Below are 24,420 nucleotides of genomic sequence, written 5' to 3'. Positions count from 1 at the left end.
CAACCAACGGTTCTTCCCGAAGGCCCCCTTGCTGGAATCGGGGCGATACGGCTGGAACGCGATGTTTCCGCCGGAAAGACCGTCCAATCTGGACAAGCGCCCCGGGACTGCTATGCTGTCCGTCCAAAATGGACGGTGCGCATGTTGGATCTGGTGAAGCTGGGCAAGGTCCTGGCCCTGGTGGACAGTTCGAACGAGGGTGAGGCCGCGGCCGCCATTGAAACCGCACGCCGGCTGCTGGCCCGCGACGGCAAGCGTTTCGCCGATCTGGCCACCATGCTGATGGATGTGGATCGTCGCGCACCGCCAGCGGTGGAGCCGCCACCACCGCCGCCGCCGCCGCCGCCAGCGTCCCCAGCGCCACGCCCGGATTTTCGCGGACGCCGGGCAAGGGCAGAGCCGCCCGACGCGCAATCGGTCATGGCACGCCATGGCAGCCGCGATGCCGTCCTGGCGCCTTGCTCGCGGGAGAAGTTGCTGCGCGCCGCCGTCTCCCGCTGGTCGCAGTCCCAAGAACCGCCCAACGAACGCTGGACCCGCAGCCTGTCCGGCTGGACCCGCAGCAGCCTGCCGCGGCACATGCCGCCGGAGGTGAAGCGGGCCGTGGAAGGGGCCTATTCGCTGCCCATTACGGTGGCCGGGGCCCTGGCGGAACTGGAATATTGGGAACGGCGCGGTCAGGAAATCGCCGCCATCCGCGGATTGGATGGAACCGATACGGAGGACGCCTCCGTCGATCCGACCAGCCATCTGGACCTGCCCGCCTATGCCCGCGCCATTGTCATCCGGCGGCTGGTGGAACACAGCCTGCGCGCCGGCTCCATTCAGGATGCGCTGGCCCGGGCAGAATATTGGCGGGCGCATAGCGGGCGGGGCAGCTGGGTGGAGGCGGCGATCCTGGCCGACCTGCGCCATCTGGCCAGCCTGGATCGCGTTGCACGCGAACAGGACGGCGATGCCGCCGCCATCGGCCAGCCGACCCATTTCCGCACGGCGTCGGAACGGCGGGAGGAAGTGGTGCGCCTGTTGTCCGATCCGGCCACGGCCGCCCTGCCGGACCGGGAAATCGCCCGCCGCGTCGGGGTGTCTCCGCAGACGGTCGGCAATCTGCGCCGTCGCGTCGGGGGTGATGGGGGGGCCACCTGATCCGGACACGGCCGGTTCGTCCGCCCTTCATGCGGCAGAACTGCATGGGGCCGTTGCAGCCGTCCGGTGCTGCATCGCACATGTTGACGTAGCCGCCTCACCCGCCTATGTTGCGCGCCACTTCGCGAGGATGATCCCGTAGCTCAGCCGGTAGAGCACGTGACTTTTAATCATGGGGTCTCGGGTTCGAATCCCGACGGGATCACCATTCTCGAAGGCAGTACCAAAAGCAAAAGGCCCGGGATCGCTCCCGGGCCTTTTGCTTTTGGGCTTATGCCACGTCCCAGTGATCGGAACCGGTCACTGGGCTTCAATTACCAGCGCCGCCGTACCAGTTCCCGATGAGGCTTACTCATCGGGAACTGGTATTATACCGCCTTTCCGGCCGCGGCACGCTCCGCCTCGAACTGGGCTTGCAGACTGGTCGCCACGCGCGGGCTGACGAACTGGCTGATATCGCCGCCTAGCCGTCCGATCTCCTTCACGAATCGTGAGGAAATGAACTGGTGCTTGTCGGACGCCATCAGGAAGACCGTGTCGATGGCCGGGTTCAGCCGGGCATTCATGCCGGCCATCTGGAATTCATATTCGAAATCCGACACGGCGCGCAGGCCGCGGATGATGACATTGGCACCGCATTCAACGGCGAACTTCATCAGCAACTGGTCGAAGGGCCGGACTTCCACGCTGAAGCCCTGCTGGCTCAGCGTGGCCAGTTCACCGGTGACCAGCGCCACACGCTCGGCCGTGCTGTAGAGCGGACCTTTGCCAGCATTGCTGGCGACACCGACGATCAGATGATCGACCATACGCACGGCGCGCTGGATAATGTCGAAATGGCCGTTGGTGATCGGGTCGAAAGTACCCGGATACACGCCGATACGCCGTACCGCCATATTGGAAATCCCCTTCCCCTGGTGCCCAGTCGGTCCGGGTCCTTCGCCCGGACACATTCTTTCACTGGGGCCGTGCGGGGGATCCATCGCCCCCTGCGGCATGTGGAACTCACTCGGTTACGGATTCGGTGTCGCCGGAGACAGCATCGCCACTGCCATCATCCTCAAGCCGCGCCACAGACACGACCTTCTCCTCACCCGACAGACGGAACAGGGTCACGCCCTTGCTCTTGCGGCCGGTCAGGCGGATGTCGTGGACAGGCATGCGGATGACCTGGCCGCCATCGCTGACCATCATCAGCTGGTCTGTTTCATGGATGGGGAACACGGCCGCGATGGCCCTGTTGCGGTCGCCCATGTCCATGTTCCAGATGCCCTGCCCGCCACGGCCCGTCAGCCGGTATTCATAGGCAGACGTGCGCTTGCCGAAGCCCTGTTCGGACACAGTCAGGATGATCTCCTCCCGCGCCTGCATCTCCGCGAACTGTTCGGGCGTCAGGGCCGCTTCGCCCACGGGCTCGGCATCCACATCGACGGCATCGTCGGTATCCTCACCCTCGGCCCGACGCAGCTCACGCGCCTGCTTCAGGTAGGCGGCCCGCTCCTCCATCGTGTAGTCGGTATGGTGCAGGATCGACATGCCGATGACGCTGTCGCCGTCGGCCAGCTTGATACCGCGCACGCCGGTGGAGGTACGGCCGGAGAACACGCGAACTTCCGTCACGGGGAAGCGGATGCAGCGCCCCAGATGGGTAGCCAGCAGTACATCGTCCTGATCGGTGCAGGTGCGGACAGAAATCAGGGTCTCGCCCTCCTCCTCCAGCTTCATGGCGATCAGGCCGTTGGCGCGGATATTCTGGAAGTCCGACAGCTTGTTGCGGCGGATGCCGCCCTTGCTGGTGGCGAACACGATCTCCAGATCGCCCCAGGTGCCCTCATCCTCCGGCATCGGCATGACGGTGGAGATGGTTTCCCCCTCCTCCAGCGGCAGCAGATTGACCAGTGCCTTGCCGCGCGTCTGCGGCGTGCCCTGGGGCAGGCGCCAGACCTTCAGCTTGTGGACGATGCCGCGGCTGGTGAAGAACAGCATGGGCGTATGCGTGTTGGCCACGAACAGGTCGGAGACATTGTCCTCCGCCTTCAGGCTCATGCCCGACCGTCCCTTGCCGCCGCGCGCCTGGGCGCGATAGGTGGAGACCGGCACGCGCTTGATATAGCCGCCCTGGGTGACGATGACGACCATGTCCTCGCGCTGGATCAGATCCTCGATATCGGACTCGAACTCCGATTCCTCGATCTGGGTGCGGCGCGGGGTTGCGAAGCGGGCCTTCATGTCGCCCAGCTCGTTGCGGATGATGTCCAGCAGCAGGCCGCGGTCTGCCAGCACAGCCAGGAAATACTTGATCTGGTCGGTGACGCCGGTCAGCTCCTCGCCGATCTTGTCACGCTCCAGCCCGGTCAGGCGGTGCAGGCGCAGATCCAGGATGGCACGGGCCTGGGCTTCGGACAGGCGGTAGCCGCCGGCGTCCGACAGGCCACGGCCCGGCTCATCGATCAGGGCGATCAGCGGGGCGACGTCGGTCGCCGGCCAGTCGCGGGCCATCATCTGCTCACGCGCCGACTGCGGGTCGGGCGCGTTGCGGATCAGCGCGATCATGTCGTCCAGATTGGCGACAGCCACAGCCAGGCCGACCAAGATGTGGGCGCGTTCGCGCGCCTTGCCGAGCTCGAACTCCGTACGGCGGGTCACCACCTGCTCGCGGAAGCGGACAAAGGCGGCGATGATGGCCTTCAGGTCCATCAGCTCCGGCCGGCCGCCATTCAGCGCCAGCATATTGACGCCGAAGCTGGTCTGCAGCGCCGTGTGGCGGAACAGCTGGGCCAGGACCACGTCGGCCACGGCGTCGCGCTTCAGTTCCACGACAACACGCACGCCGTCGCGGTCGCTTTCGTCGCGGACGTCGCTGATGCCCTCGACCAGCTTCTCATTCACGCATTCGGCGATGCGTTCCAGCAGCTTGGCCTTATTGACCTGATAGGGAATCTCGGTGGCGACGATGGCCCAGCGATCCTTGCGGATCTCCTCCACCTCCGTCTTGGCGCGCATGATGACGCTGCCGCGGCCGGTATGGAAGGCGGACCGGATGCCGGACCGGCCCAGGATCAAAGCACCCGTGGGGAAGTCCGGGCCGGGAACGATCTCGATCAGCTCGTCGATGGAGATGTCGGGGTTTTCGATATAGGCCAGACAGGCATCCACCACCTCGCCCAGATTGTGGGGCGGGATGTTGGTGGCCATGCCGACGGCGATACCGCCGGCGCCGTTGATCAGCAGATTGGGGAACTTCGCCGGCAGGACCGTCGGCTCTTCTTCCGACTCGTCATAGTTCGGCTGGAAATCGACCGTCTCCTTGTCGATATCGTCCAGCATGAACTCGGCCACCTTGGCCAGGCGCGCCTCGGTATAGCGCATGGCCGCCGCGGCATCGCCATCCATGGAACCGTAATTGCCCTGACCGTCGATCAGGGGCAGGCGCATGGAGAAATCCTGCGCCATGCGGACCATGGCATCGTAAATGGCGCTGTCACCGTGCGGATGGTATTTACCCATCACGTCACCGACGATACGCGCCGACTTCTTGTAAGGCTTGGTGCTGTCGTAGCCGCCTTCCTTCATCGCATACAGAATGCGGCGATGCACGGGCTTCAGGCCGTCGCGCACATCGGGAAGGGCCCGGCTGACGATCACGCTCATCGCGTAATCGAGATAGGATCGCCGCATCTCATCTTCGATGGTGATGGGCGTGATATCGGACGGCAGAGCGGGCGTTGAGGTCACCGAGCGGAACTCGTCATTACGGGTCTGGAATCGCGGCCGGGTCCCGGCCATCGGACGCCCCTTGTAGCACCATTCGCGGGTGCGAACAATGAAAGGGGCGGCCCCGGCTCAAGCGGCTGTCAGAGGGGCGGCAGCGGCCGCCGCGACAGCCACCAGAACCGCCCCGCCAGGAAGCCGACGGAGACAAAACTGGCGATGAAGATGCCCTGGAACAGGCCCAGCACCCCCTGCCCCTGCGGAAAGGCCAGCCAATAGCCGACCGGCATCATGATGGCGTAATAGCTGATGAAATGCAGGGCGGTGGGCACCCAGGTGTCGCTGCGCCCGCGCAGGGCCTGGGCCATCACCACCTGCCCCCCATCGGCGACCAGCAGCCAGGCCGACAGCGCCAGCAGCGGGGCTGTCAGGGCGATCAGGGCGGGATCGGCCGTGAACTGCGCGGCGACCCAGGCGGGGAAGAACAGGAAGATCACCCCCACCAGGGCCAGGATGACGCTGGTCACCCCCAGCCCGGTCCAGCCCGCCACCTTGGTTTCCAGCGCGTCGCGGGCGCCATAGGCGTTGCCGACCCGCACCGACGTGGCCGTCGCCATGCCCAGTGCGCACATGAAGGGCAGTGCTATCAGGTTCAGCCCGATCGTGTAGGCGCCCACCGACATGGCGCCCAGCCAGCCGGCGAACAGGGCCAGCGCTGCGAAAGCTGACCCTTCCAGCCCGTTGGACAGGCCAGCGGCATAGCCGACCTTGCGCTGGTCGCCGCTGTCGCGCCACCAGCCGCGGAACCCGCCCCGGATGCCCCATTCCTGCCGCTGCGGCAGCCACCAGACATAGGCGATCAGGCCGATGGCTCCCAGCCAGCGCAGGATGGTGGTGGCCCAGGCCGCACCCTCCGCCCCCATGGCGGGAAAGCCCAGATGGCCCCAGACCAGCACCCAGTTCAGCCCGACATTCAGGACATTGCCGATCAGCATGGCGACCATGCCGGGGATGGGCCGCTTCATGCCTTCCAGATAAAGGCTGGTGGCCAGGTGCAGGCCCGCCGCCGGCGTGCCCACGGCGATGACGGCCATGACGCCGCCGCCGCCGGCCGCCAGGTCCGGCGCCTGCCCCGTGGCCAGCAGGAACCGCTCGCCCAGCATGCACAGGGCCGCGGTCAGCCCGCCGATCAGCACGGAATAGGGCAAGGCCCGGCGCCAGATGGCGCCCGTCGCCGCCTCCTCGCCCCGCCCCACAGCCTGCGCAGTCATGACCACAACGCCCAGCATCAGGCCGATCATGACGCCCATCAGCACACCCACGGGCATGTTGCCCAGCCCGTAATAGGCCAGTTCCTGCGCCCCGAACCGCCCCACCATCAGCGTATCGACCAGGGCCATGCCCATGATCCCCGCCCGTGCAATGATCACGGGAAGCGCCAGCCGGAACAGTTCGCGCACATGGCGACGGATCCGGTGGGACAGGTGTTCGGCCTGAAGAAGGGCGGCGGTCATTTGGGGGGAAGGTCCGGAATTCTGAAAACGACGCGCACGATACATCCGATATCGGAAATGTCTAGCCTTGCAATGTATGGGGAACAATGCGGCCGGCGCGGGGTTGTCAACGGGTGACAGGAACAAATGCAAAGGCCGAAACCATGGGCATCATCCCCCCGCTTCCCGGCGCCACCCCACCGGACAAGACCGAACTTCCCCCACCGGGGGAGGTGCCGGCGCCCCAGCCGGGTGGCCCGCCCGACCCTTCGGACCCGCCGGCCCCCGCACCCGAACCGCGCCCGGTGCGGATGTAAACCATCATATGCACCGCCGGGACTTGACGCCGGGCCTTGGGCGCGCGACATCACCGCCCATGACCCAGAAGAACCCCATCCACGTCATCGGCGCCGGCATGGCCGGCAGCGAAGCCGCCTGGCAGATCGCCCAGGCCGGCATCCCCGTCATCCTGCACGAGATGCGCCCGGTGGTGAAAACCGACGCGCATCAGACGGAGCATTTCGCGGAGCTGGTCTGTTCCAACTCCTTCCGCTCCGACGATGCCGACTATAACGCTGTCGGCCTGCTGCATGAGGAGATGCGGCGCTGCGGCTCGCTGATCCTGACGGCGGCCGACACGCACAAGGTGCCGGCCGGCGGGGCGCTGGCCGTGGATCGCGACCATTTCGCCGAACATGTGACGGCGACCCTGACCAGCCATCCGCTGATCAGCGTGGAGCGTGGCGAGGTTGCAGGCATCCCCCCCGAAGACTGGGACAATGTCGTCATCGCCACGGGCCCGCTGACCAGCATGAAGCTGGCCGAATCCATCCGGGCGTTTACGGGCGAGGAGCAGTTGAGCTTCTTCGACGCCATCGCCCCCATCGTGCATACCGACAGCATCGATCTGTCCAAGGCCTGGTTCCAGTCGCGCTATGACAAGGTCGGCCCCGGCGGCACGGGCAAGGACTATATCAACTGCGCCATGGACAAGGAGCAGTACCAGGCCTTCATCCAGGCGCTGATCGACGGCGAAAAGGGCGACTTCAAGGAGTGGGAGAAGAACACCCCCTATTTCGAAGGCTGCCTGCCGATCGAGGTGATGGCCGAACGCGGCGTCGACACCCTGCGCTATGGCCCGATGAAGCCCGTAGGCCTGACCAACCCGCATGAGGGCAAGCGCCCCTATGCCGTGGTGCAATTGCGCCAGGATAATGCGCTGGGCACGCTCTATAATCTCGTCGGGTTCCAGACCAAGCTGAAATATGCCGAACAGGCGCGGGTGTTCCGCATGATCCCCGGCCTGGAAAATGCGGAATTCGCCCGTCTGGGCGGTCTGCACCGCAACACCTTCATCAATTCCCCGCGCCTGCTGGACGGGTCCTTGCGCCTGAAGGCCCTGCCCCGCCTGCGTTTTGCCGGGCAGATCACGGGCTGCGAGGGCTATGTGGAAAGTGCGGCCGTCGGCCTGCTGGCCGGCCGCTTCGCCGCGTCCGACCGCCTGGGGACGGAGCCCAGCCTGCCGCCGCGCACGACGGCCCTGGGCGCACTGCTGGCCCATATCACCGGCGGGGCGGAGGCGGAGACGTTCCAGCCCATGAACGTCAATTTCGGCCTGTTCCCGCCCGTGACGGAACGTCAGCCCAACGGCAAGGAACTGCACGGCAAGGACCGCAAGAAGGCCTATAGCACGCGGGCGCTGGCTGATCTGACGGGGTGGCTGGGGTAATCCGCTCCCCACGCCTGCACAGCGCTTGTCGGGTTTGCGTTGAAGCATCCTCCACCGCCACCATTGCCGCCGCCGGGGTGGTGGTCGTGAAGGGGGCCGATGGCGGACGAGCTGGTTTCAACCTTACGATACACCAAATCAGACGAAACAAGTTGGAGATTGGTGGCTACATTCGGCTGACGTTCATCCACTCGGTGATGACTAGCCGCCAAGGAAGGGGAGTGGTCGAGCAGGAATGGCATCGCAGCAGTTTCAATTGACGATAACTGGTCATGTAACGCTGTCTTTTGCAATCAGTTGCTGATAAAATTCCTTACTCGCTGACTCTTTTGGGCGCAGAGCCTCATCAATTTTTCTAAAGTGCAAATCGTTCAAACCCTTCATATTATCAGACATACTGGTTGTCCCAGTTATCAGGCGCAATTCGTTTAATTCGAGCGGTGTGCCCGGCAGTGGGCTTTCGACATTTCTGACGACCACGGCTCGGATGCGGCGAATTCCGTTCTTCAAGCAATGAAATGTTCGCACATGGCCGTCGATTAGAACTAACCGATCATTATCAATCTCAAACACAGGCGGCGATATGATCGATGTTGAGCCGTCACCGAATAACAGTTCCTGGGGGTGAAACAATTCAATTCCATTATTCTTGAAATCACATATCAGCCCATCAATTTGCATCAACTTATATTCTTTGACATATTTTTGGATTATGCATATTTTATGCTCTAAGTTTACCTCTGCAACATCAAATTTTGCCCGCATGTATTGCGGGACTTTTGCAAGGCGCCCGATCAATTTTTCCTCAGAACACACCTGAATCGTGAAGGTTCGCTTTTCTGGCGCCACCCTCCGGCCCATGACAATTCCCCGGCGGATACTTTCTACGACTGGGCTGTCATTCACAGCGGAGTAGAAGCGAACTCTTTCACCTTTGAAATCGTAATCAACGTTGATATAGCCTAGTACTGAGCTGAGCGCTGCTGATTCATGATCTGTGCCGGGATCTAGCAGAATCCCATTGAATAGGGTTTCTTCCACAATATGAAGGTGCACTCCCATCTGCGCCAATAGGATCCGACGCTGGATCTCATCAGTTGAGGTGTTGTCATTACGTGGAACTGTGGTCACGAAGTGGATAGCGACTTTACGGCGCAGGGCGCTAAAAATTGAGGGGAAAAGGAACCAAATCCAATACGAACTTTGATCAGATATCCAAACACTCTCAGTGGCATCGCTAAGCATCTGAACGTATACTAAGAGGCGCTCCTCGAACCCATTATAGTTCGTATCAGGCCGCAGTTTAGAGACAATCCCCCTTTCTGAATTCACAAAAATTCTTACCGCTTGTTCGCCTTTCTGGTACAGATTTTCCTTCTCAGCTTTACCAACCTTGTCGAAGTCTGTTGCTTGAATTGGACCAGTAGGAATATCGATAGTGAACACATCGGGTTGCAGTTCAAGTTGGATAGCTGTGCTAGCCTTTACGACAGTGTTCGCAATCGCGGCGCCAAAATCCAGAAGGCTGCCTATTTTCTTGCTGTTGTGCGTACCATCATCCCTCAGTCGGAATGCGAGTATCCTCTCTGAAAACCTGCCTCGGTGAGGCGGGCTCGATCCAGCAAATACAAAAGCAGGTAAATTGCTCAACATGCCGCCGTCCACCATTACGTGGTTCTTCTCCCAAACAGGCTGAAAAAAGAATGGAATGCTCGCCGAACATTGGACGGCATAAGCTACATCTTCATTGGGCGTCGACTCTTTGCTCCAAACACGAGCGTCAGCAACCACAATATCTGCAGAGACTATGGTGCACGGAAGAAGTAGATCCGAAAATCTCACTGGCCTATGAGCGACATCAGGCTTTTGGGCCAGGAGAAGTTCTTTTAACATCGCCTCGACCCATTCCCGGATACTATCCGATTTGTAGAACCCTCCATACTGCGACAGAAAAACTGCTTTTTTGGCTTGCTCTCCGAGGGCGGCCGAGAAAATTTTCATCCCGCACGGCGGCTTGGCAAAAGCGGCGTCCTGTTTAGCGGGTGGGGTAAGGAAGTCCTTAAAATCTTTCCCTAGAAGCTTTGCCGTCACAAACGAGGGAGTTGCTCCCGCGGCAATTAAAGCTGCAACTATCGATCCGGCTGAAGTACCCGCGACCTTCACAAAGCTTATACCGACTTCGCTGGCCGCGGCATAAGCGCCAGCAAAAGCTGCAGCACGGACACCTCCGCCTTCAAACACCGCGGCACAATTACTAAAGAACTGTGTTTTGATCGCCATTAGCTTTTTAACCGCTCTAGAATTTCAATCGCTCGGCCCAGAGCTTGAACTGGGCAGTATCTTCGGATGCCTTCTTCAATGTCTTTCACATCGGGCGAAGAAGACAGGTGCGAATGCACGAAGCGAGCAACATCGGTATCGAGATCAAGCCTGAGCTTGGCAGCGTAAATAATGGCTCGAGACACCTGGATCCTTGGAAATGATAAAGTTGAATACTGGAATTGAAGCCGTGCTGATCTGAGAGCCGCTACACAACCAGAATCCCAAACAGAAGGTGAACGCCACAGCTGTGATGGCTTGAAGATGATCGCATTGATTGTAAAGTCGGCAACATTGGCAAGGTGGTGGAAGTCAGGCGCAAGATTGAAACGCTCAAACATGAATGTCTTATTCAACGGCCATAAATCGATCTCGACACCGCTGGCCATGAAATTCAGTCCACCAAATATCGTTTTCCGCGTGGGGATTCCAAGAAGAATCTCGACGAAGATTCTCGGATCAATAGCATCGACTACTATGTCTAGATCTCGCGGATTAGAGTACGTACGGCCTAACGACGCCGCAACGTGGTCACGTGCCCAGCCACCGAATACCACGCCACGGACACCTGAGGATTCTAGATAAGCAAACAGGGCCCGGACGACTGGATTACCTTCTAGGACTAGGTCCAAGTTGTGCTGAAGGCGGGAGACGATTGGGTCGCCTTCAGCAAATTCCGAGCCAAGGTGCAACCCTGTGGATGCGCCAACCACCTGTTCAATAGGAACGCTATCGATATCCATTCGCAAATCCATTCTTCCAATGACACAACCAATACCAGACTCAAGAGCGTCGTGAAACCCGTAACACCCTCCTCTCCGTCGCGATTCTATGGATACCATTCCCTCAAGGGTCGCCTCGAATCCCCTGAGATGGCTATTTCTATTCTCATTGACCTGAATACCTAACCGATCAGACCATTTTGTCTCTAGGCCTAGGCACCTCGGGTGGCTTAAATGGTATGGGCAATGACCCTAAATATTTCCGCTTTCTGACGTCGTCACCGCCCCTCTAAACGACCACAATGAGGCGCAAACCCGCCCCCTATAACCACTGCACCACCCCCGTCACACCACCGTGCCGAACAGGGCACCGACCCCGGTTGTCAGGGCCATGGCCAGGGCGCCCCAGAACATCACGCGCAGCGTCGGCTTGACGATGCCGGCCCCGCCGGCCTTGGCGCCGATCATGCCCAGCAGTCCCAGAAAGGCCAGCGATCCAACGGCGACCACCGGCAGCAGCAGGGCGGCGGGCGCAATCAGCGCCAGGATCAGCGGGGCCGCCGCCCCGGCCGTAAAGGTGGCGGCAGAGGCCAGGGCGGCCTGGATGGGTCGTGCGCTGGTCATCTCGGAAATGCCCAGCTCATCGCGTGAATGCGCGCCCAACGCGTCCTTGGCCATCAGTTGCACCGCCACCTGCCGCGCCAGGGCGATATCCACGCCGCGCGCGGCATAGATCTGGGCCAGTTCCTCCGTTTCATAGACGGGGTCGTTCAGAAGCTCCGCCCGCTCCCGGTCAAGATCGGCCCGTTCCGTATCGGCCTGCGAACTGACGGAGACATATTCGCCGGCCGCCATCGACATGGCCCCCGCCACCAGACCGGCCACGCCGGCGACCAGCGCCCCTTCGGCGCCGGACGCGGCGGACGCCACGCCCAGAACCAGGCTGGCCGTGGAGATGATGCCGTCATTGGCCCCCAGCACGGCCGCCCGCAGCCATCCGATGCGGGCGACAAGATGGGTTTCCCTGTGGACTGCACGCATTGTTCACGCCTTTCGTCAGACCAGGGCGCGGGGGGCCCCGCACCGTGCCAAGCAGGTCCGATCATCGACCAGGATGCCGGGCGACGCCAGCCTCACCGGCTGCGGCGCTATTCCGCACGCGACGATGCTGATCTTCCCACAATCCTGCGCTATTATTCCTATCCCCATCGCCCGACGCCGGCATCCAAGCAGAGGAGACATCCATTCGCAGCAGAGGGCGCCCCCGCTCTGAAACGCGGGTCGCTGTGATGTTGCATCTGGTTGCAGTGGGGCCGTTTTTTTTCGGAGCGGCAATGTCGGCCATTGCGAAGCCAGGTCCTACCAGCGGCCCAGGGTCGCGGCCCAGGCCACGGCCAGAGGCCGGCGCACGGTCGGCCTCAGCAGGGCCGGGGACAGCAGGTCGTAGCCGGCCCGCTGCATCCGGTCCAGATAATGGTCGGCCAGCACGGCCGGCAGCAGGGCCGGCAGGGCGGCGCGGGGCACCTCGCGGCGCAGGGCACGGGCCTCGCGCAGCTGGCCGCGGGCCAGATCGGCCACGGCGGCGGCCACCTTGGACAGGCCGGGTTCGGGCTTGCCCTCGAACAAAGCCGGCTCCGTCACCCCATGTTCGATCAGCAGCGACAAAGGCAGGCGGGACCGGCGGCCCCGGGCCAGGAAGGGGGTGGCACGCAGGATGCCGGTCAGCGCCCAGGCCGTGCCGACCAGCCGCGCCGCCTCCATGGCGGCCGGGTCACGCACGCCCAGCACCTGGCAGGCCAGCCGGGCCAGCGGCGCGCCCGTGACCTGGGCGTAATTGACCAGGCAATCAGGGTCGGCCGGCGCCTCGTCATCCAGATCGGCCTCGCGCCCGTCGATAGCCATGTCGAACTGGGCGCGGTCCAGACTGTGGCGGGCGATGGCCTGGCTCAGGGGTTCCACCACCTCGTGCCGGCGCGGGCTGCCGGCGTAGGCGCCGTCAATGCTTTCCCGCCACCATTGCAGGCGGATCTGGCCCAGGGTCGGCTCGGTCACCACCTCGCGGGTCTTGGCCACCTCATGGTTGAAGGCATAGAGCGCGAACAGGTCCTCGCGGCAATCGGCCGGCGCGAACAGGGCGGTCAGGAACCGGTCATTATCATGCTTGCGCACCGCCTCGGCACAGGCGGACAGGGCGGGCGGCGCCATCGTCGCTTCTTCCAACCAATTGTGATGGCGCCTTATAGGCGTTCCTTCATCCAGGGCAAAGCATGACATCCAATAAAGATAGGCAGAACAAATATTCAGGGGTGGATCGGGTTGACCCGTGCCCGTGGCGGTCGTATCTCTCAACCCCGTGTCCGGTCGCTCTGCTCGTCAGGGGCGACCCCCACCCCAGAGATCACAGGAGCCATCCCATGGCCTTCACCCTGCCGGCACTGAGCTATGACACCGCGGCGCTGGAGCCGCATATCGATGCCCTGACCATGGCCACCCACCATGGCAAGCACCACCAGGCCTATATCACCAACCTGAACAACGCGCTGGCCGACCACAGCCAGCTGCACGACCTGTCGCTGGAAGACCTGTTGAAGCGCCTGGGCGAGCTGCCGGAAAGCATCCGCACCGCCGTGCGCAACAATGGCGGCGGTCACGCCAACCATTCCATGTTCTGGTCGATCATGGGCCCCAATGCCGGTGGCGACCCGACCGGTGAAGTGGGCGCCGCCATCACCCGCGATTTCGGCAGCTTCGAGGACTTCAAGAAGAAGTTCAACGAAGCCGGCACGAAGCAGTTCGGCTCGGGCTGGGTGTTCGTCACCGCCGATACCGCCGGCAAGCTGGCCATCGTCGCCCAGCCGAATCAGGACACGCCGCTGTTCAACGGCACGCCGATCCTTTTCGGCAATGACGTGTGGGAACACGCCTATTACCTGAAGTATCAGAACCGCCGCGCCGACTATCTGGCTGCCTGGTGGAATGTGGTCAATTGGGACGCCGTGAACGCCCGCCTGACCAAGATCAAGGACGGCGCCCTGATCTAACCCTCTGCGGGATCAGGACTTTTTGTGAACCCCGCCGTGCCTTCCGGGCCGGCGGGGTTTTCTATTCCGGCCCTTGGGTACAGGTGCCGCATTATCGCCACTTCTACATGGCCCCTTGTCGTGGCAAAGTAGCGCCCCTGACCGACGACAGAGCCCGCCCCCCGCCATGGCCGAATTCCGCCTGTCCGCGCAAAGCCCGGCCCAGCCCGGCGATCCCGCCGCCCGCAAGGGCGCGGAAGGGGAAAATTTCCCGGTCGCCTCCCGTCTGATCCCGGCCCTCTACCGGCCGCATGTCATCGCCTTCTATGCCTTTGCCCGGCTGGCCGATGACATTGCCGACGATCCGCATGTCGAGCCCGACATGAAGATCGCGCAGATGGATGCGCTGGAACGCGCGCTGGTCAGCGGCATCGGCAACCAGCCCTGGCTGGCCCCGGCCCTGACCTTGAAGGCCACGCTGACCGCCACGGGCGTGTCGGGCCTGCATGCCAGACAGTTGCTGCAGGCCTTCCGTCGCGACGCCATGGGCAGCCATTGCAAGACCTGGCAGGACCTTGTCCTTTACTGCCGCTATTCCGCCAACCCGGTGGGCCGCTTCCTTCTGGAACTGCATGGTGAAGGCATGGCGGCGGCACCGGCCGCCGATGCGCTGTGTACCGCCCTGCAGATCCTGAACCATATCCAGGATTGCCGGCACGATTGGGTGGAACTGGGCCGCTGCTATCTGCCGACCAGCTGGTTCAAGGAAGCGGGCGGGTCCATCGAACATCTGGTGGAAACCGAAGCGACGCCGCCCGTGCGCGCCGTCATCGACCGCACCTTGGACAATGTCGATTCGCTGCTGCGGCGGGCGTCTGCCCTGCCCCGCCTGATCGCCAATCCCGGCCTGCGGCTGGAATCGGCGGTCATCGTGGAAATGGCCATCGCCCTGTCCAAGCAGCTTCGCCGCCGCGATCCGCTGTCCGGCAAGGTGCAGGTAGGGCCGCTGAACCGGCTGGGGGCCGTCCTGCTGGGCGTGCTGCGCGGCATGTCCCGGCGTCCGCCGCGCCTGTCGCCGGAAAGCGGATTGGCCAAGTCCGGCAGTTGCGGGGCCAGCACCTTCTACTGGCCCCTGCGTCTGCTGGGCAAGCGCAAGCGCCGCGCCATGTTCGCCATCTATGGCTTCTGCCGCGCCGTCGATGACATTGCCGATGGCAGCGAAAAGCAGGAAGTGAAGCGCGGTGCGCTGACCGACTGGCAGCGCCGCATTGATGCCATGTACGGCATGCCGGGCGCCAGCCGCCACCATGGCCGCCTGCGCGACCTGACCGCCGCGATGCGCCGCTACAACCTGCCCCAAGCTGAATTCCAGGCCGTGATCGACGGCATGATGATGGATGTGGAAGGTCCGGTCCGCGCGCCCTCGCTGGGCATGCTGGCCCAATATTGCCGCCGCGTGGCGGGTGCCGTGGGCCTGCTGTCCGTCCGTGTCTTCGGCAAGGGCGATGCCAGCGCCGACGCCTTCGCGCTGGCGTTGGGCGAGGCATTGCAGCTGACCAACATCCTGCGCGACCTGGAAGAGGATGCGCGCGATGGCCGCTGTTATCTGCCAGAAGAGATGCTGGAGGATGCGGGCATCGACGCCTATACCGTTCAGGGCGATCCGCAGATCATCCTGACCCATCCTGGCCTGCCACAGGCGTGCGAGGCGCTGGCCGACCGGGCCGAGGCCGCCTACCAGCAGGCCCTGGGCCTGTTGAAGCAGCCCCATGGCAAGCTGTGGCCGGCGGCCGCGATGATGGTGCTGTATCATCGCGTCCTGGTGCGCCTGCGCCAACGCGGATGGGCACCGGAAGACCTGCCGCACCGCCCGAAGCTGGGGCGGTGGGAGAAGATCAGCGTCGCCCTGTCCTGCGCCCTGGGCCGTCCGCCGCGCCTGTGACCGGCACCATCCATGTCATCGGGGCGGGTTTGGCGGGCTTGGCCTGTGCCACCCGTCTGGCCGAACGGGGGCACCGCGTCGCCCTGCATGAAGCCACCGACCATGCCGGCGGACGCTGCCGCAGCTGGCATGACGCGGCGCTGGACCGCACCATCGACAATGGCAACCACCTGATCCTGGGCGCCAATCCGGAATGCTTCGCCTATCTGGATCGGATCGGTGGACGGGGCGGGCTGGTCGCCATCGACCCGGTTCGGCTGCCATTCCTGGATCTGTCAGATGGTTGCCTGTGGTCCCTGCGCCCCGGCAATGGCCCCCTGCCCCTATGGCTGGCTGATCCGGCCCGGCGTGTCCCCGGCAGCCGGCTGCTGGACTATCTGGCCATCCTGAAGCTGGCCCTGACGGGGCGAAATGATACCGTGGCGGACCGGCTGCCCCATTCACACCGGCTGACCCGGTCCCTGTGGCAACCACTGGCCGTGTCGATCCTGAACACACCCTATGACCAGGGATCGGCCCGCCTGCTGTGGCAGGTGTTCCGTCGTACCCTGCTGCGGGGTGCTGAAGCCTGTCGCCCCCACATCGCCGGACCCGGCGGTCTGTCCGCGGCCCTGGTCGATCCGGCCCTGGCCTATCTGCGGATCCATGGTGCCGACATCCGCTTCGGCCGACGCCTGCGGGCATTGGAACGAACCGATGACGGCCAAGCAACGGCCCTGGTCTTCGGCGACCAGAGGCGGCCCCTGGCCAGCGGCGACAGGGTGGTGCTGGCCGTACCGGCGGAGATGCTGCCGTGCCTACTGCCCGGTGTCCCCGCGCCAGACCACTTCCACCCCATCCTGAACGCGCATTTCCGTCTGGACAGTCCGACGCCGCTGCCCGGTGGGCTGCCATTGCTGGCCGTGCTTGGCGGCACGGCGGAGTGGCTGTTCACCCGCGATGACATCCTGTCGGTCACGGTCAGCGCCGCCGACAGCCTGATCGACCAACCGGCCGCAACCCTGGCCGACATCCTGTGGCGCGACGTCGCTCAGGTCTTGGGATGCAGGGGAGCGCCGGTGCCACCCTACCGGATCGTGAAGGAAAGGCGGGCCAGTTTCGCCGCCACACCGGCCATGGAAAGGCGCCGACCCGGTCCCAGGGTGGCGCGCAATCTGTTCCTGGCCGGAGACTGGACCGATACCGGCCTGCCCGCCACCATCGAAGGGGCGGTGCAGTCCGGGCATCGGGTGGCAGACCTGATTACTTCATCGGCGCCTTGAACAACTCGCCACCCTTGATGACGGCGTCGACATGTTCAAGCTGGGTGACATCGGCAAGCGGGTCGCCCTTCACGGCAACGATATCGCCATAGCGGCCGACGGCCAGCGCGCCCACATCCGCCGACTTGCCCAGGACCTCCGCCGCCGTCACGGTAGCAGCCTGGATCGCCTGCATCGGCGTCATGCCCCAGCGCACCATATGGGCGAACTGCTTGCCATTATCACCGTGCGGGTAGACGCCGGCATCGCTGCCGAACACCATCTTCACCCCGGCCTTGAAGGCCTTCTGGAAATTCTCGCGCTGGACCCGGCCGACCATGCGCTCCTTTTCCAGGCTTTCGGGCAGGATGCCGTTCTTCTCTCCCTCAGACAGGATGAAATCGTCGTTGTAGATATCCATGGAGAAGACGGTGCCGCGTTGCTTGGCCAGCTTGATACCCTCGTCATCGACCAGCGACGCATGTTCGATCGTGTCGACACCGGCCAGGATCGCGACCTTGATCCCGTCGGCCCCGTGCGCATGGGCGGCGACCTTCAGGCCCAGGCGATGGGCCTCCGCCACCAGGGCATTCATCTCCTCCTGGCTCAGTTGCTGGGCGCCAACCGCGTCGCCCTTGGACAGCACACCACCGGTGGCACAGACCTTGATCAGGTCGGCGCCATATTTCTTCACCTCGCGCACCTTCTGGACCAGCGGCCAGGGGCCGTCCGCCACGCCCTCGGCAACGCGGTGATATTCGGGCGGCAGCAGATTGTCATCGCAATGCCCGCCCGTGGCGCCCAGCAACGGACCGGAGGCGAAGATGCGCGGACCCGGCACCAGCCCCTCATTGATGGCATTGCGCAGGGAAATGTCGGTGTAACCGGCCGCCCCGACATTGCGGATGGTGGTGAAGCCGGCATTCAATGTCGTTCGGGCATTGGCGACCCCGGCGATGGCCTCGTCCGGAATGGAGACAGCCAGGGCGTTATAGCCATGCCAGGAATGGCGGACAGTGACATGGGTGTGCATGTCGATCAGGCCCGGCAGGATCGTGTGGCCGGTCAGGTCGATCCTCTCCGCCCCCGGCGGTGCCGCCACCGTCGTCTGCGTTCCGATGGCGCTGATGCGGCCATCAGTGATGACCAAAGCAGGCCTTTCCACCACCTTGCCATTGATGACATCGATCATCCGGTCTGCCTGGACATAGACCGTAGCAGCCTGTGCCGGCAGAAGGGCGCACAGGCCGGTGGCAGCCAGCAAGGCAGCGGCAAAGCACCGCTTGGACAGGGACGGCATGGTATGGAAACCCGTTTGTTGTTTTTTGACGGACAGCGGGTTTAGCACAGGGTCCCTGTGAAATTAAGCGGACTGTATAAAGTCGACGGTCCGCACGGGACGGACCGTCGACTTCAGGTGCATCAGGACCGGATGCTGGTCACGAAACGCTGAACCTCCTGTCGCAGTAGAACCGCCTGCTGCGACAGCATGTCGGATGCGGCGCGGGCCTGTGTCGCCATGCTGCCTGTCTCACTGGCCGCGCGTGTCACGCCCTGGATAGTGTGCGACACTTCCCGCGTGCCCGTCGCTGCCTCCTGCACATTGCGGCTGATCTCCCGCGTGGCCGCCCCTTGCTCCTCAGCGGCGGCAGCGATGGTGGTCACCGTCTCGGAAATGTTCACAATGGTGCGACCGATGGACTGGATGGCGCTGACGGCATTGCCGCTGACCGACTGGATATCGGCGATCTGAGCCGAAATCTCTTCCGTCGCACGGGCCGTCTGCGTCGCCAGATTCTTCACTTCCGATGCCACGACCGCGAAGCCCTTGCCCGCCTCGCCGGCGCGGGCCGCCTCGATTGTGGCGTTCAGCGCCAACAGGTTGGTCTGCGCCGCGATGGACTGGATCAGGTTGACCACATCCCCGATCTTCTGTGCCGCCTGGGCCAGGCCGGCGACTGTGCCATTGGTACGTTCAACCTCCTCGACCGCGTCGCTGGCCATGCGGGAACTGTCGGTGATGCGCTCGTTGATTTCCTGGATCGACCGGGCCAGTTCCTCTGCCGCCGCAGCCACCGTCTGCACGTTTGCGTTGGCGATATCGGCGGCATTGGCGACGGCCGTCGCCTGGGAATTGGTCTGGGTGGCGATGGCGGAAAGGGCTTCGGAATCACCGCGGATATTCTCCGACTGCTCCGCCACCTGGGCCACCACGCCACCGACCGAGCCTTCGAAATCATCGGCCAGACGATTCAGGTCGCGACGGCGATGCTCGGCCGCCGCCTGCTCATCGCGACGGCGCTGTTCCTCCATCTGCGCGACACGCGCGGCATTTTCCTTGAACAGCTGCAAGGCCTGGTTGATCGCACCGATCTCGTCGCTGCGATCACGGTCCATCACCTCGACGTCGTTGTTGCCCGACGTCAATGCCTGAACCGTCGCGATGATACGGCGCAGCGGCACCCCGACGATATGCCGGGTGGAAAGCCAAAGCGCCAGCAGCAGCGCCGCGGTCAGAACCAAGGCGCCGACAATGATGACTGTACGCAGTTCATTCTTCGGCACCTCCACCTTGTCCACGGGCATATTGACCAGGATGGACCAGGGTGTAGGGCTGGAGCCGACATGGATGGGGATGAACAGTTGCTTCACGTCCGTCTTGAGGCTTTGGGAGAAGGACATCTGCGAGAACATCTGTCCTTCCTTGATCGCACCAAGGGCGTTCTTCAGCCGCTCGTTCGTTTCGACAATGGGCTTGCCCAGATGCTCCCGGTTGGCGTAGCCGACCCACTTGCCTTCGTTGGAAATCAGATAGACGGCACCGGTGCCGAAGGGTCTGGCCCCCTTCAGGTCCTCCCATATGCCATCTGTGCCCAGATCGACGCCGGCATTGCCGATGAACTTGCCATTCTCGATGATCGGAACGACCAGGGACACCATCAGGATCGACTTGCCGGCAACGACATACGCATAGGGCTCGACGACCACCTCGCGCAGAAGGCGCTTGGGGACCTGATAATAGGCCCCATCTGCGCCCTGATCCTCATAGGCCGTCAACGCCTCCAGCGCGATCTGGCCTGACCCGCGGTTCCAGTAGGGGATGAAGCGGCCCGACGCGTCGGTGCCGGGCGTATTGAGAAAGACGCTGTCCTTACCGTCCAGAACGTTGGGCTCCAGGCCCACCCAGACCCCCAGAAGATTGGTGTTCGCCTCCAACTGGCTGCGCAGCATGGCGTTGATCTGGGCCCGATTGGTCACGCCTGCCGCCTTCAGGCTGACAATCGAACTGGCGATGAAGCGACTGACATCCATGGCATCATTCAGGCGGCGTTCCACCAGCGCCGCATTGTGCTGCCCAATGCCTTCGCCAACCTTGTAGGAGAGCGCATCTGTATGTTCGCCGGCCTTTTCCGTGATGGCAACCAATCCCGCCCCAAGGCCGACCACCAGCACGATGGTGATCGTCAGAATCAATTTGGTGACCAACGGCAATTTCTTAAACATTTCCGCCCCCGAAGTGAGGTTGTTTTCTACAACCTACACCCGAACTGGCAAAAATTGAAATAAGTTCTGAATATCTGCTTTTGGCACTGTCCTTGCCGATCAATCACCAATGGGCTGGAATATCCGCCCCTCGAAAGGTCCCAACTGGCAATAAGAATTGATATCAAATAAACAAACGTTTGATACTGACCCTTATCCTGCAACGGTAGTTCAGAATCAAAAAGGCCCGCCGGGATGACAGGAGCCATCCCGACGGGCCTTCTGATTTGAAGGCACTATTCCGCAGCGACGCGCGTGCGCGGTTGACCATCACGGACGGCCTTCAGACTTTCCGCAATCAGGAAGGCCAGTTCCAGCGACTGGCTGGCATTCAGGCGCGGATCGCAGGCCGTGTGGTAACGCAGAGCCAGGGCATGATCGCTGATGGCCTGCGCCCCGCCCGTGCATTCGGTGACATCCTGACCGGTCATCTCAAAATGGACACCGCCCGGATGCGCACCTTCAGCCCGGATGACCTCCATGAAGCCCTTCACCTCGGCCAGCACGCGGTCGAAGGGGCGCGTCTTGTAACCGGTGGAGGACTTGACGGTATTGCCATGCATGGGGTCGCAGGACCAGACGACCTGGCGGCCTTCCTGCTGAACCTTGCGTACCAGCGGCGACAGCTTGTCGGCCACCTTGTCGGATCCCATGCGCACGATCAGGGTCAGGCGCCCAGCCTCGTCCGCCGGATTCAGGATGTCGATCAGGCGGATCAGATCGTCCGGGTCCATCGTCGGCCCGCACTTCAGACCGACCGGGTTCTTCACCCCGCGCAGGAATTCCACATGGGCACCGTCGGCCTGACGTGTGCGGTCACCGATCCACAGCATATGGGCCGACACGTCGTACCAATCGCCCGTGGTGCTGTCGATGCGGGTCAGCGCCTGCTCATACGGCAGCAGCAGCGCCTCATGGCTGGTGAACAGCTCCGTCTCGCGGATCTGGGGCGTCGTTTCGCCCGTGATGCCGCAGGCGGCCATGAAGGACAGGGTTTCGTCCAACCGGTTGGCCAGATCCTGGTACCGTTCGCCCTGCGGGCTCTTCTCCACAAAGCCCAGGTTCCACTGGTGCACCTTGTGCAGGTCGGCATAGCCACCCTGGGCGAAGGCGCGCAGCAGATTCAGCGTGGCGGCCGACTGGTTAAAGGCCTGGACCATGCGCTCCGGATCGGGGATACGCGCCTCAGCCGTAAAGTCAAAGCCGTTGATGATATCGCCGCGATAGCTGGGGAGTTCGACGCCATTGATGATCTCGGTATCGGCCGACCGCGGCTTGGCGAACTGCCCCGCCAGACGGCCCACCTTCACCACGGGCGTGGCAGCGCCAAAGGTCAGGACCACGGCCATCTGCAACAGCACGCGGAACGTGTCGCGGATATTATTGGGATGGAACTCGGCAAAACTTTCGGCGCAGTCGCCCCCTTGCAACAGGAAGGCCTCCCCGCGCGCCACCTTGCCCAGATAGTCCTTCAGCCGCCGCGCCTCGCCCGCAAAAACCAGCGGCGGATAGGCCGCCAGCTTGGCTTCGACGGCCTTCAACCGGGTTTCGTCGGGATAGGACGGGACCTGCCGGATCGGCTTGGCGCGCCAGCTGTCAGGCGTCCAGCGCCCCGCGGTCCCCACCTTCTGCGTTTCCGTCGACATGATCCTACCTCATCCTTCTCATCATCGCCGCACCGGCCTCTTCCCGGCGGCGGGATGTGCATATGGGTTACCCAGCATCGGAATTCACCGGTGGGTCGATTCTTGTAAGCGACCAGCGCGGGTATTTTCCAGTCCAAACGACCTGCGTTTTGCGCAATGTTCGTGCGCAAATAGGCCGCGCAGTCGCACAGCACCTTGCTTATACTTCCCCAACCCATTGAGGAACCGACAAGGAACGCCGATGATCAACGCGCAGACGACCGCAGATGCCGCCACCCCGATTGGCTGGCGGCAGGTTTTGCGGTCCTTGGGCCAGCGCAAAGTGCTGGTCATGCTGCTGCTGGGTTTCTCCTCGGGCCTGCCTTTTCTGCTGACGGGCAACACGCTGGGTTTCTGGCTGCGTGAGGGCGGCGCCGATCTGGCGACCATCGGCTTCATGTCCTGGGTCGGCATCGCCTATTCGCTGAAAATCTTCTGGGCGCCGCTGGTCGACAGGCTGGACGCGCCCATCCTGGGGCGGCTGGGACGGCGGCGGGGCTGGATGGTCCTGTCACAGTTGCTGGTCGGCGCCGGCCTGTTAGGCATGGCCGCGGTGGGGCCCGGCGGCGGAGACCTCTGGCTGCTGGGCAGCTTCGCCATTCTGGCGGCCTTCGCGTCGGCTACCCAGGATATCGTGGTTGACGCGTGGCGCATCGAAAGCGCCGATGATGGCGCCGAACAGGGCCTGCTGTCAGCCGCCTACCAGACCGGCTACCGTGCGGCCATGCTGGCAACCGACAGCCTGATCCTGCTGCTGGCCGCCGGCATCGGCTGGCAGGCATCCTATGGCGTGGCGGGTGCGGTGATGGCGGTGGGCGTTGTGGCAACGTTGATCGCTACCGAACCGGTCCGCCATGCGCCGGCCGGCGGCATGGCATCGGCCCCGCTCTGGACCCCCGCCGGCCTGTTCGATGCGGTTCTGGGCCCATTGATCAGTTTCCTGCAAACCTATGGTGCCTTGTCGGTGCTTATGCTGCTGGTGGTGATGACCTTCCGGCTGGGTGACTTTCTGATCGGCCCCATGGTCAATCCCTTTTATGTCGATCTGGGCCTGACGAAAGAGGTGGTGGGCGCCGTGCGCGCTTCTGTCGGATTGTGGGCATCCATCGCCGGGATCGCGCTGGGTGGTCTGGCCTCGGTAAAACTTGGGTTCCGGCGCACCTTGATCCTGGGCGCCATCCTTGGCCCCTTCTCCAATCTGGCCTTTTCGGCAATGGCGCTCAGCGGCCCGGATATCAGCGTCTTCACCGCGGCCATCATTGTGGACAATATTGCCACGGGATTCGCGGGCGTTGCGCTGACAGCCTATATGTCCAGCCTGACCAGCTTGGGTTACACGGCCACGCAATATGCGCTGCTGTCCTCGCTCTATACGGTCTTGGGCAAGGTGCTGAAGGGCTTCTCTGGCCAGATGGTGCAGGCGCTGGAGCCTGCAGCCGGGCAGATGGGGGCCTACGCCCTGTTCTTTGCCGGTACCGCCGCGATCGGCATTCCGGTGACACTGCTCTGCCTGTTCCTGGACCGTGCCGCCAGTAGGGCCGCCACCAGCAAAAACTGATCTGAAACCGGGGCACGCCGATCAGGGTGGATCGGCGTGCCAAAATCATCAGAACCCACAGGGACAAGTGCACATCGCCGGACCTCCAGGATTGGTCCCGCCACCGCCAGGGTTCGTGCCACCACCGCCGGGGTTCGTGCCGCCACCGCCAGGGTTCGTGCCGCCACCGCCAGGGTTCGTGCCGCCACCGCCGGGGTTCGTGCCACCACCGCCAGGGTTCGTGCCACCACCGCCAGGGTTCGTGCCACCACCGCCGGGGTTCGTGCCACCACCGCCGGGGTTCGTGCCACCACCGCCGGGGTTCGTGCCAC

Annotated in this window: 17 protein-coding genes and 1 tRNA gene; 7 read left to right on the top strand and 11 right to left on the bottom strand. The window is 63.3% G+C overall.

The window, feature by feature from the left end; all coding sequences use genetic code 11:
* The first annotated feature begins 141 nt into the window (after positions 1-141).
* On the top strand, positions 142-1,146 hold the full coding sequence (locus ACODTW_RS21710) for a DUF2786 domain-containing protein (RefSeq protein WP_488948174.1): 1,005 nt from the start codon (positions 142-144) through the stop codon (positions 1,144-1,146).
* A 132-nt stretch (positions 1,147-1,278) separates the two neighbouring features.
* A tRNA-Lys gene (locus tag ACODTW_RS21705) sits at positions 1,279-1,354 on the top strand.
* A gap of 160 nt (positions 1,355-1,514) precedes the next feature.
* On the opposite strand, the gene coaD is transcribed toward ACODTW_RS21705, so the two are convergent.
* The 3 genes from coaD to ACODTW_RS21690 all read right to left on the bottom strand — a co-directional run bounded on the left by coaD (position 1,515) and on the right by ACODTW_RS21690 (position 6,371).
* The gene (gene coaD, locus ACODTW_RS21700; protein ID WP_488948173.1) at positions 1,515-2,042 is read right to left on the bottom strand and encodes a pantetheine-phosphate adenylyltransferase; all 528 of its coding nucleotides are present in this window, start codon (positions 2,040-2,042) and stop codon (positions 1,515-1,517) included.
* 109 nt (positions 2,043-2,151) lie between these two features.
* Positions 2,152-4,932 carry a DNA gyrase subunit A gene (gene gyrA, locus ACODTW_RS21695; RefSeq protein WP_488948172.1) on the bottom strand — a complete coding sequence of 927 codons (2,781 nt, stop codon included), beginning with the start codon at positions 4,930-4,932 and terminating at the stop codon, positions 2,152-2,154.
* Between the two features lie 68 nt (positions 4,933-5,000).
* Positions 5,001-6,371, bottom strand: coding sequence for an MATE family efflux transporter (locus tag ACODTW_RS21690; protein WP_488948171.1), 1,371 nt, complete (start codon positions 6,369-6,371; stop codon positions 5,001-5,003).
* Between the two features lie 355 nt (positions 6,372-6,726).
* On the opposite strand from ACODTW_RS21690, the gene trmFO reads away from it, so the two are divergent.
* Entirely contained in the window at positions 6,727-8,079 is a 1,353-nt protein-coding gene (trmFO, locus tag ACODTW_RS21685; protein ID WP_488948170.1) for a methylenetetrahydrofolate--tRNA-(uracil(54)-C(5))-methyltransferase (FADH(2)-oxidizing) TrmFO, read from the top strand.
* A gap of 270 nt (positions 8,080-8,349) precedes the next feature.
* On the opposite strand, the gene ACODTW_RS21680 is transcribed toward trmFO, so the two are convergent.
* The 4 genes from ACODTW_RS21680 to ACODTW_RS21665 all read right to left on the bottom strand — a co-directional run bounded on the left by ACODTW_RS21680 (position 8,350) and on the right by ACODTW_RS21665 (position 13,325).
* A complete protein-coding gene (locus ACODTW_RS21680) occupies positions 8,350-10,359 on the bottom strand; it encodes a patatin-like phospholipase family protein (protein WP_488948169.1) in 2,010 nt (669 codons plus the stop codon).
* Positions 10,359-11,141: a hypothetical protein gene (locus ACODTW_RS21675; RefSeq protein WP_488948168.1), complete on the bottom strand. Its 783-nt coding sequence runs from the start codon at positions 11,139-11,141 to the stop codon at positions 10,359-10,361. The genes ACODTW_RS21680 and ACODTW_RS21675 overlap by 1 nt, the downstream gene beginning before the upstream one ends.
* A gap of 324 nt (positions 11,142-11,465) precedes the next feature.
* Positions 11,466-12,161, bottom strand: coding sequence for a VIT1/CCC1 transporter family protein (locus ACODTW_RS21670; protein WP_488948167.1), 696 nt, complete (start codon positions 12,159-12,161; stop codon positions 11,466-11,468).
* 318 nt (positions 12,162-12,479) lie between these two features.
* Positions 12,480-13,325 (bottom strand): phytoene/squalene synthase family protein, encoded by an 846-nt coding sequence (locus ACODTW_RS21665; protein WP_488948166.1) that lies wholly within the window; start codon positions 13,323-13,325, stop codon positions 12,480-12,482.
* A gap of 209 nt (positions 13,326-13,534) precedes the next feature.
* Between ACODTW_RS21665 and ACODTW_RS21660 the strand changes: the two genes are divergently transcribed.
* From ACODTW_RS21660 to hpnE, 3 genes are all read left to right on the top strand, one after another.
* Positions 13,535-14,161, top strand: coding sequence for a superoxide dismutase (locus tag ACODTW_RS21660; RefSeq protein WP_488948165.1), 627 nt, complete (start codon positions 13,535-13,537; stop codon positions 14,159-14,161).
* A 166-nt stretch (positions 14,162-14,327) separates the two neighbouring features.
* Positions 14,328-16,082, top strand: a complete 1,755-nt coding sequence (locus ACODTW_RS21655; protein ID WP_488948164.1) for a squalene/phytoene synthase family protein — start codon at positions 14,328-14,330, stop codon at positions 16,080-16,082.
* Positions 16,079-17,344, top strand: a complete 1,266-nt coding sequence (gene hpnE / locus ACODTW_RS21650; protein ID WP_488948163.1) for a hydroxysqualene dehydroxylase HpnE — start codon at positions 16,079-16,081, stop codon at positions 17,342-17,344. The genes ACODTW_RS21655 and hpnE overlap by 4 nt, the downstream gene beginning before the upstream one ends.
* On the opposite strand, the gene ACODTW_RS21645 is transcribed toward hpnE, so the two are convergent.
* From ACODTW_RS21645 to ACODTW_RS21635, 3 genes are all read right to left on the bottom strand, one after another.
* Positions 17,325-18,623 carry a Xaa-Pro dipeptidase gene (locus ACODTW_RS21645; protein WP_488948162.1) on the bottom strand — a complete coding sequence of 433 codons (1,299 nt, stop codon included), beginning with the start codon at positions 18,621-18,623 and terminating at the stop codon, positions 17,325-17,327. The genes hpnE and ACODTW_RS21645 overlap by 20 nt on opposite strands.
* A gap of 122 nt (positions 18,624-18,745) precedes the next feature.
* Positions 18,746-20,809: a methyl-accepting chemotaxis protein gene (locus ACODTW_RS21640; RefSeq protein ID WP_488948161.1), complete on the bottom strand. Its 2,064-nt coding sequence runs from the start codon at positions 20,807-20,809 to the stop codon at positions 18,746-18,748.
* A 293-nt stretch (positions 20,810-21,102) separates the two neighbouring features.
* Positions 21,103-22,512 (bottom strand): class II 3-deoxy-7-phosphoheptulonate synthase, encoded by a 1,410-nt coding sequence (locus ACODTW_RS21635; protein ID WP_488948160.1) that lies wholly within the window; start codon positions 22,510-22,512, stop codon positions 21,103-21,105.
* A 241-nt stretch (positions 22,513-22,753) separates the two neighbouring features.
* On the opposite strand from ACODTW_RS21635, the gene ACODTW_RS21630 reads away from it, so the two are divergent.
* Positions 22,754-24,109: an AmpG family muropeptide MFS transporter gene (locus tag ACODTW_RS21630; protein ID WP_488948159.1), complete on the top strand. Its 1,356-nt coding sequence runs from the start codon at positions 22,754-22,756 to the stop codon at positions 24,107-24,109.
* Positions 24,110-24,157: 48 nt separating this feature from the next.
* On the opposite strand, the gene ACODTW_RS21625 is transcribed toward ACODTW_RS21630, so the two are convergent.
* Positions 24,158-24,420: hypothetical protein (locus ACODTW_RS21625; protein WP_488948158.1), on the bottom strand; the 263-nt coding region annotated here is incomplete at its 5' end.

This window comes from Niveispirillum sp. FG148, assembly GCF_057809655.1.
The sequence above is the reverse complement of the archived record's forward strand: the minus strand, read 5'-3'. Positions and strand labels throughout refer to the sequence as shown.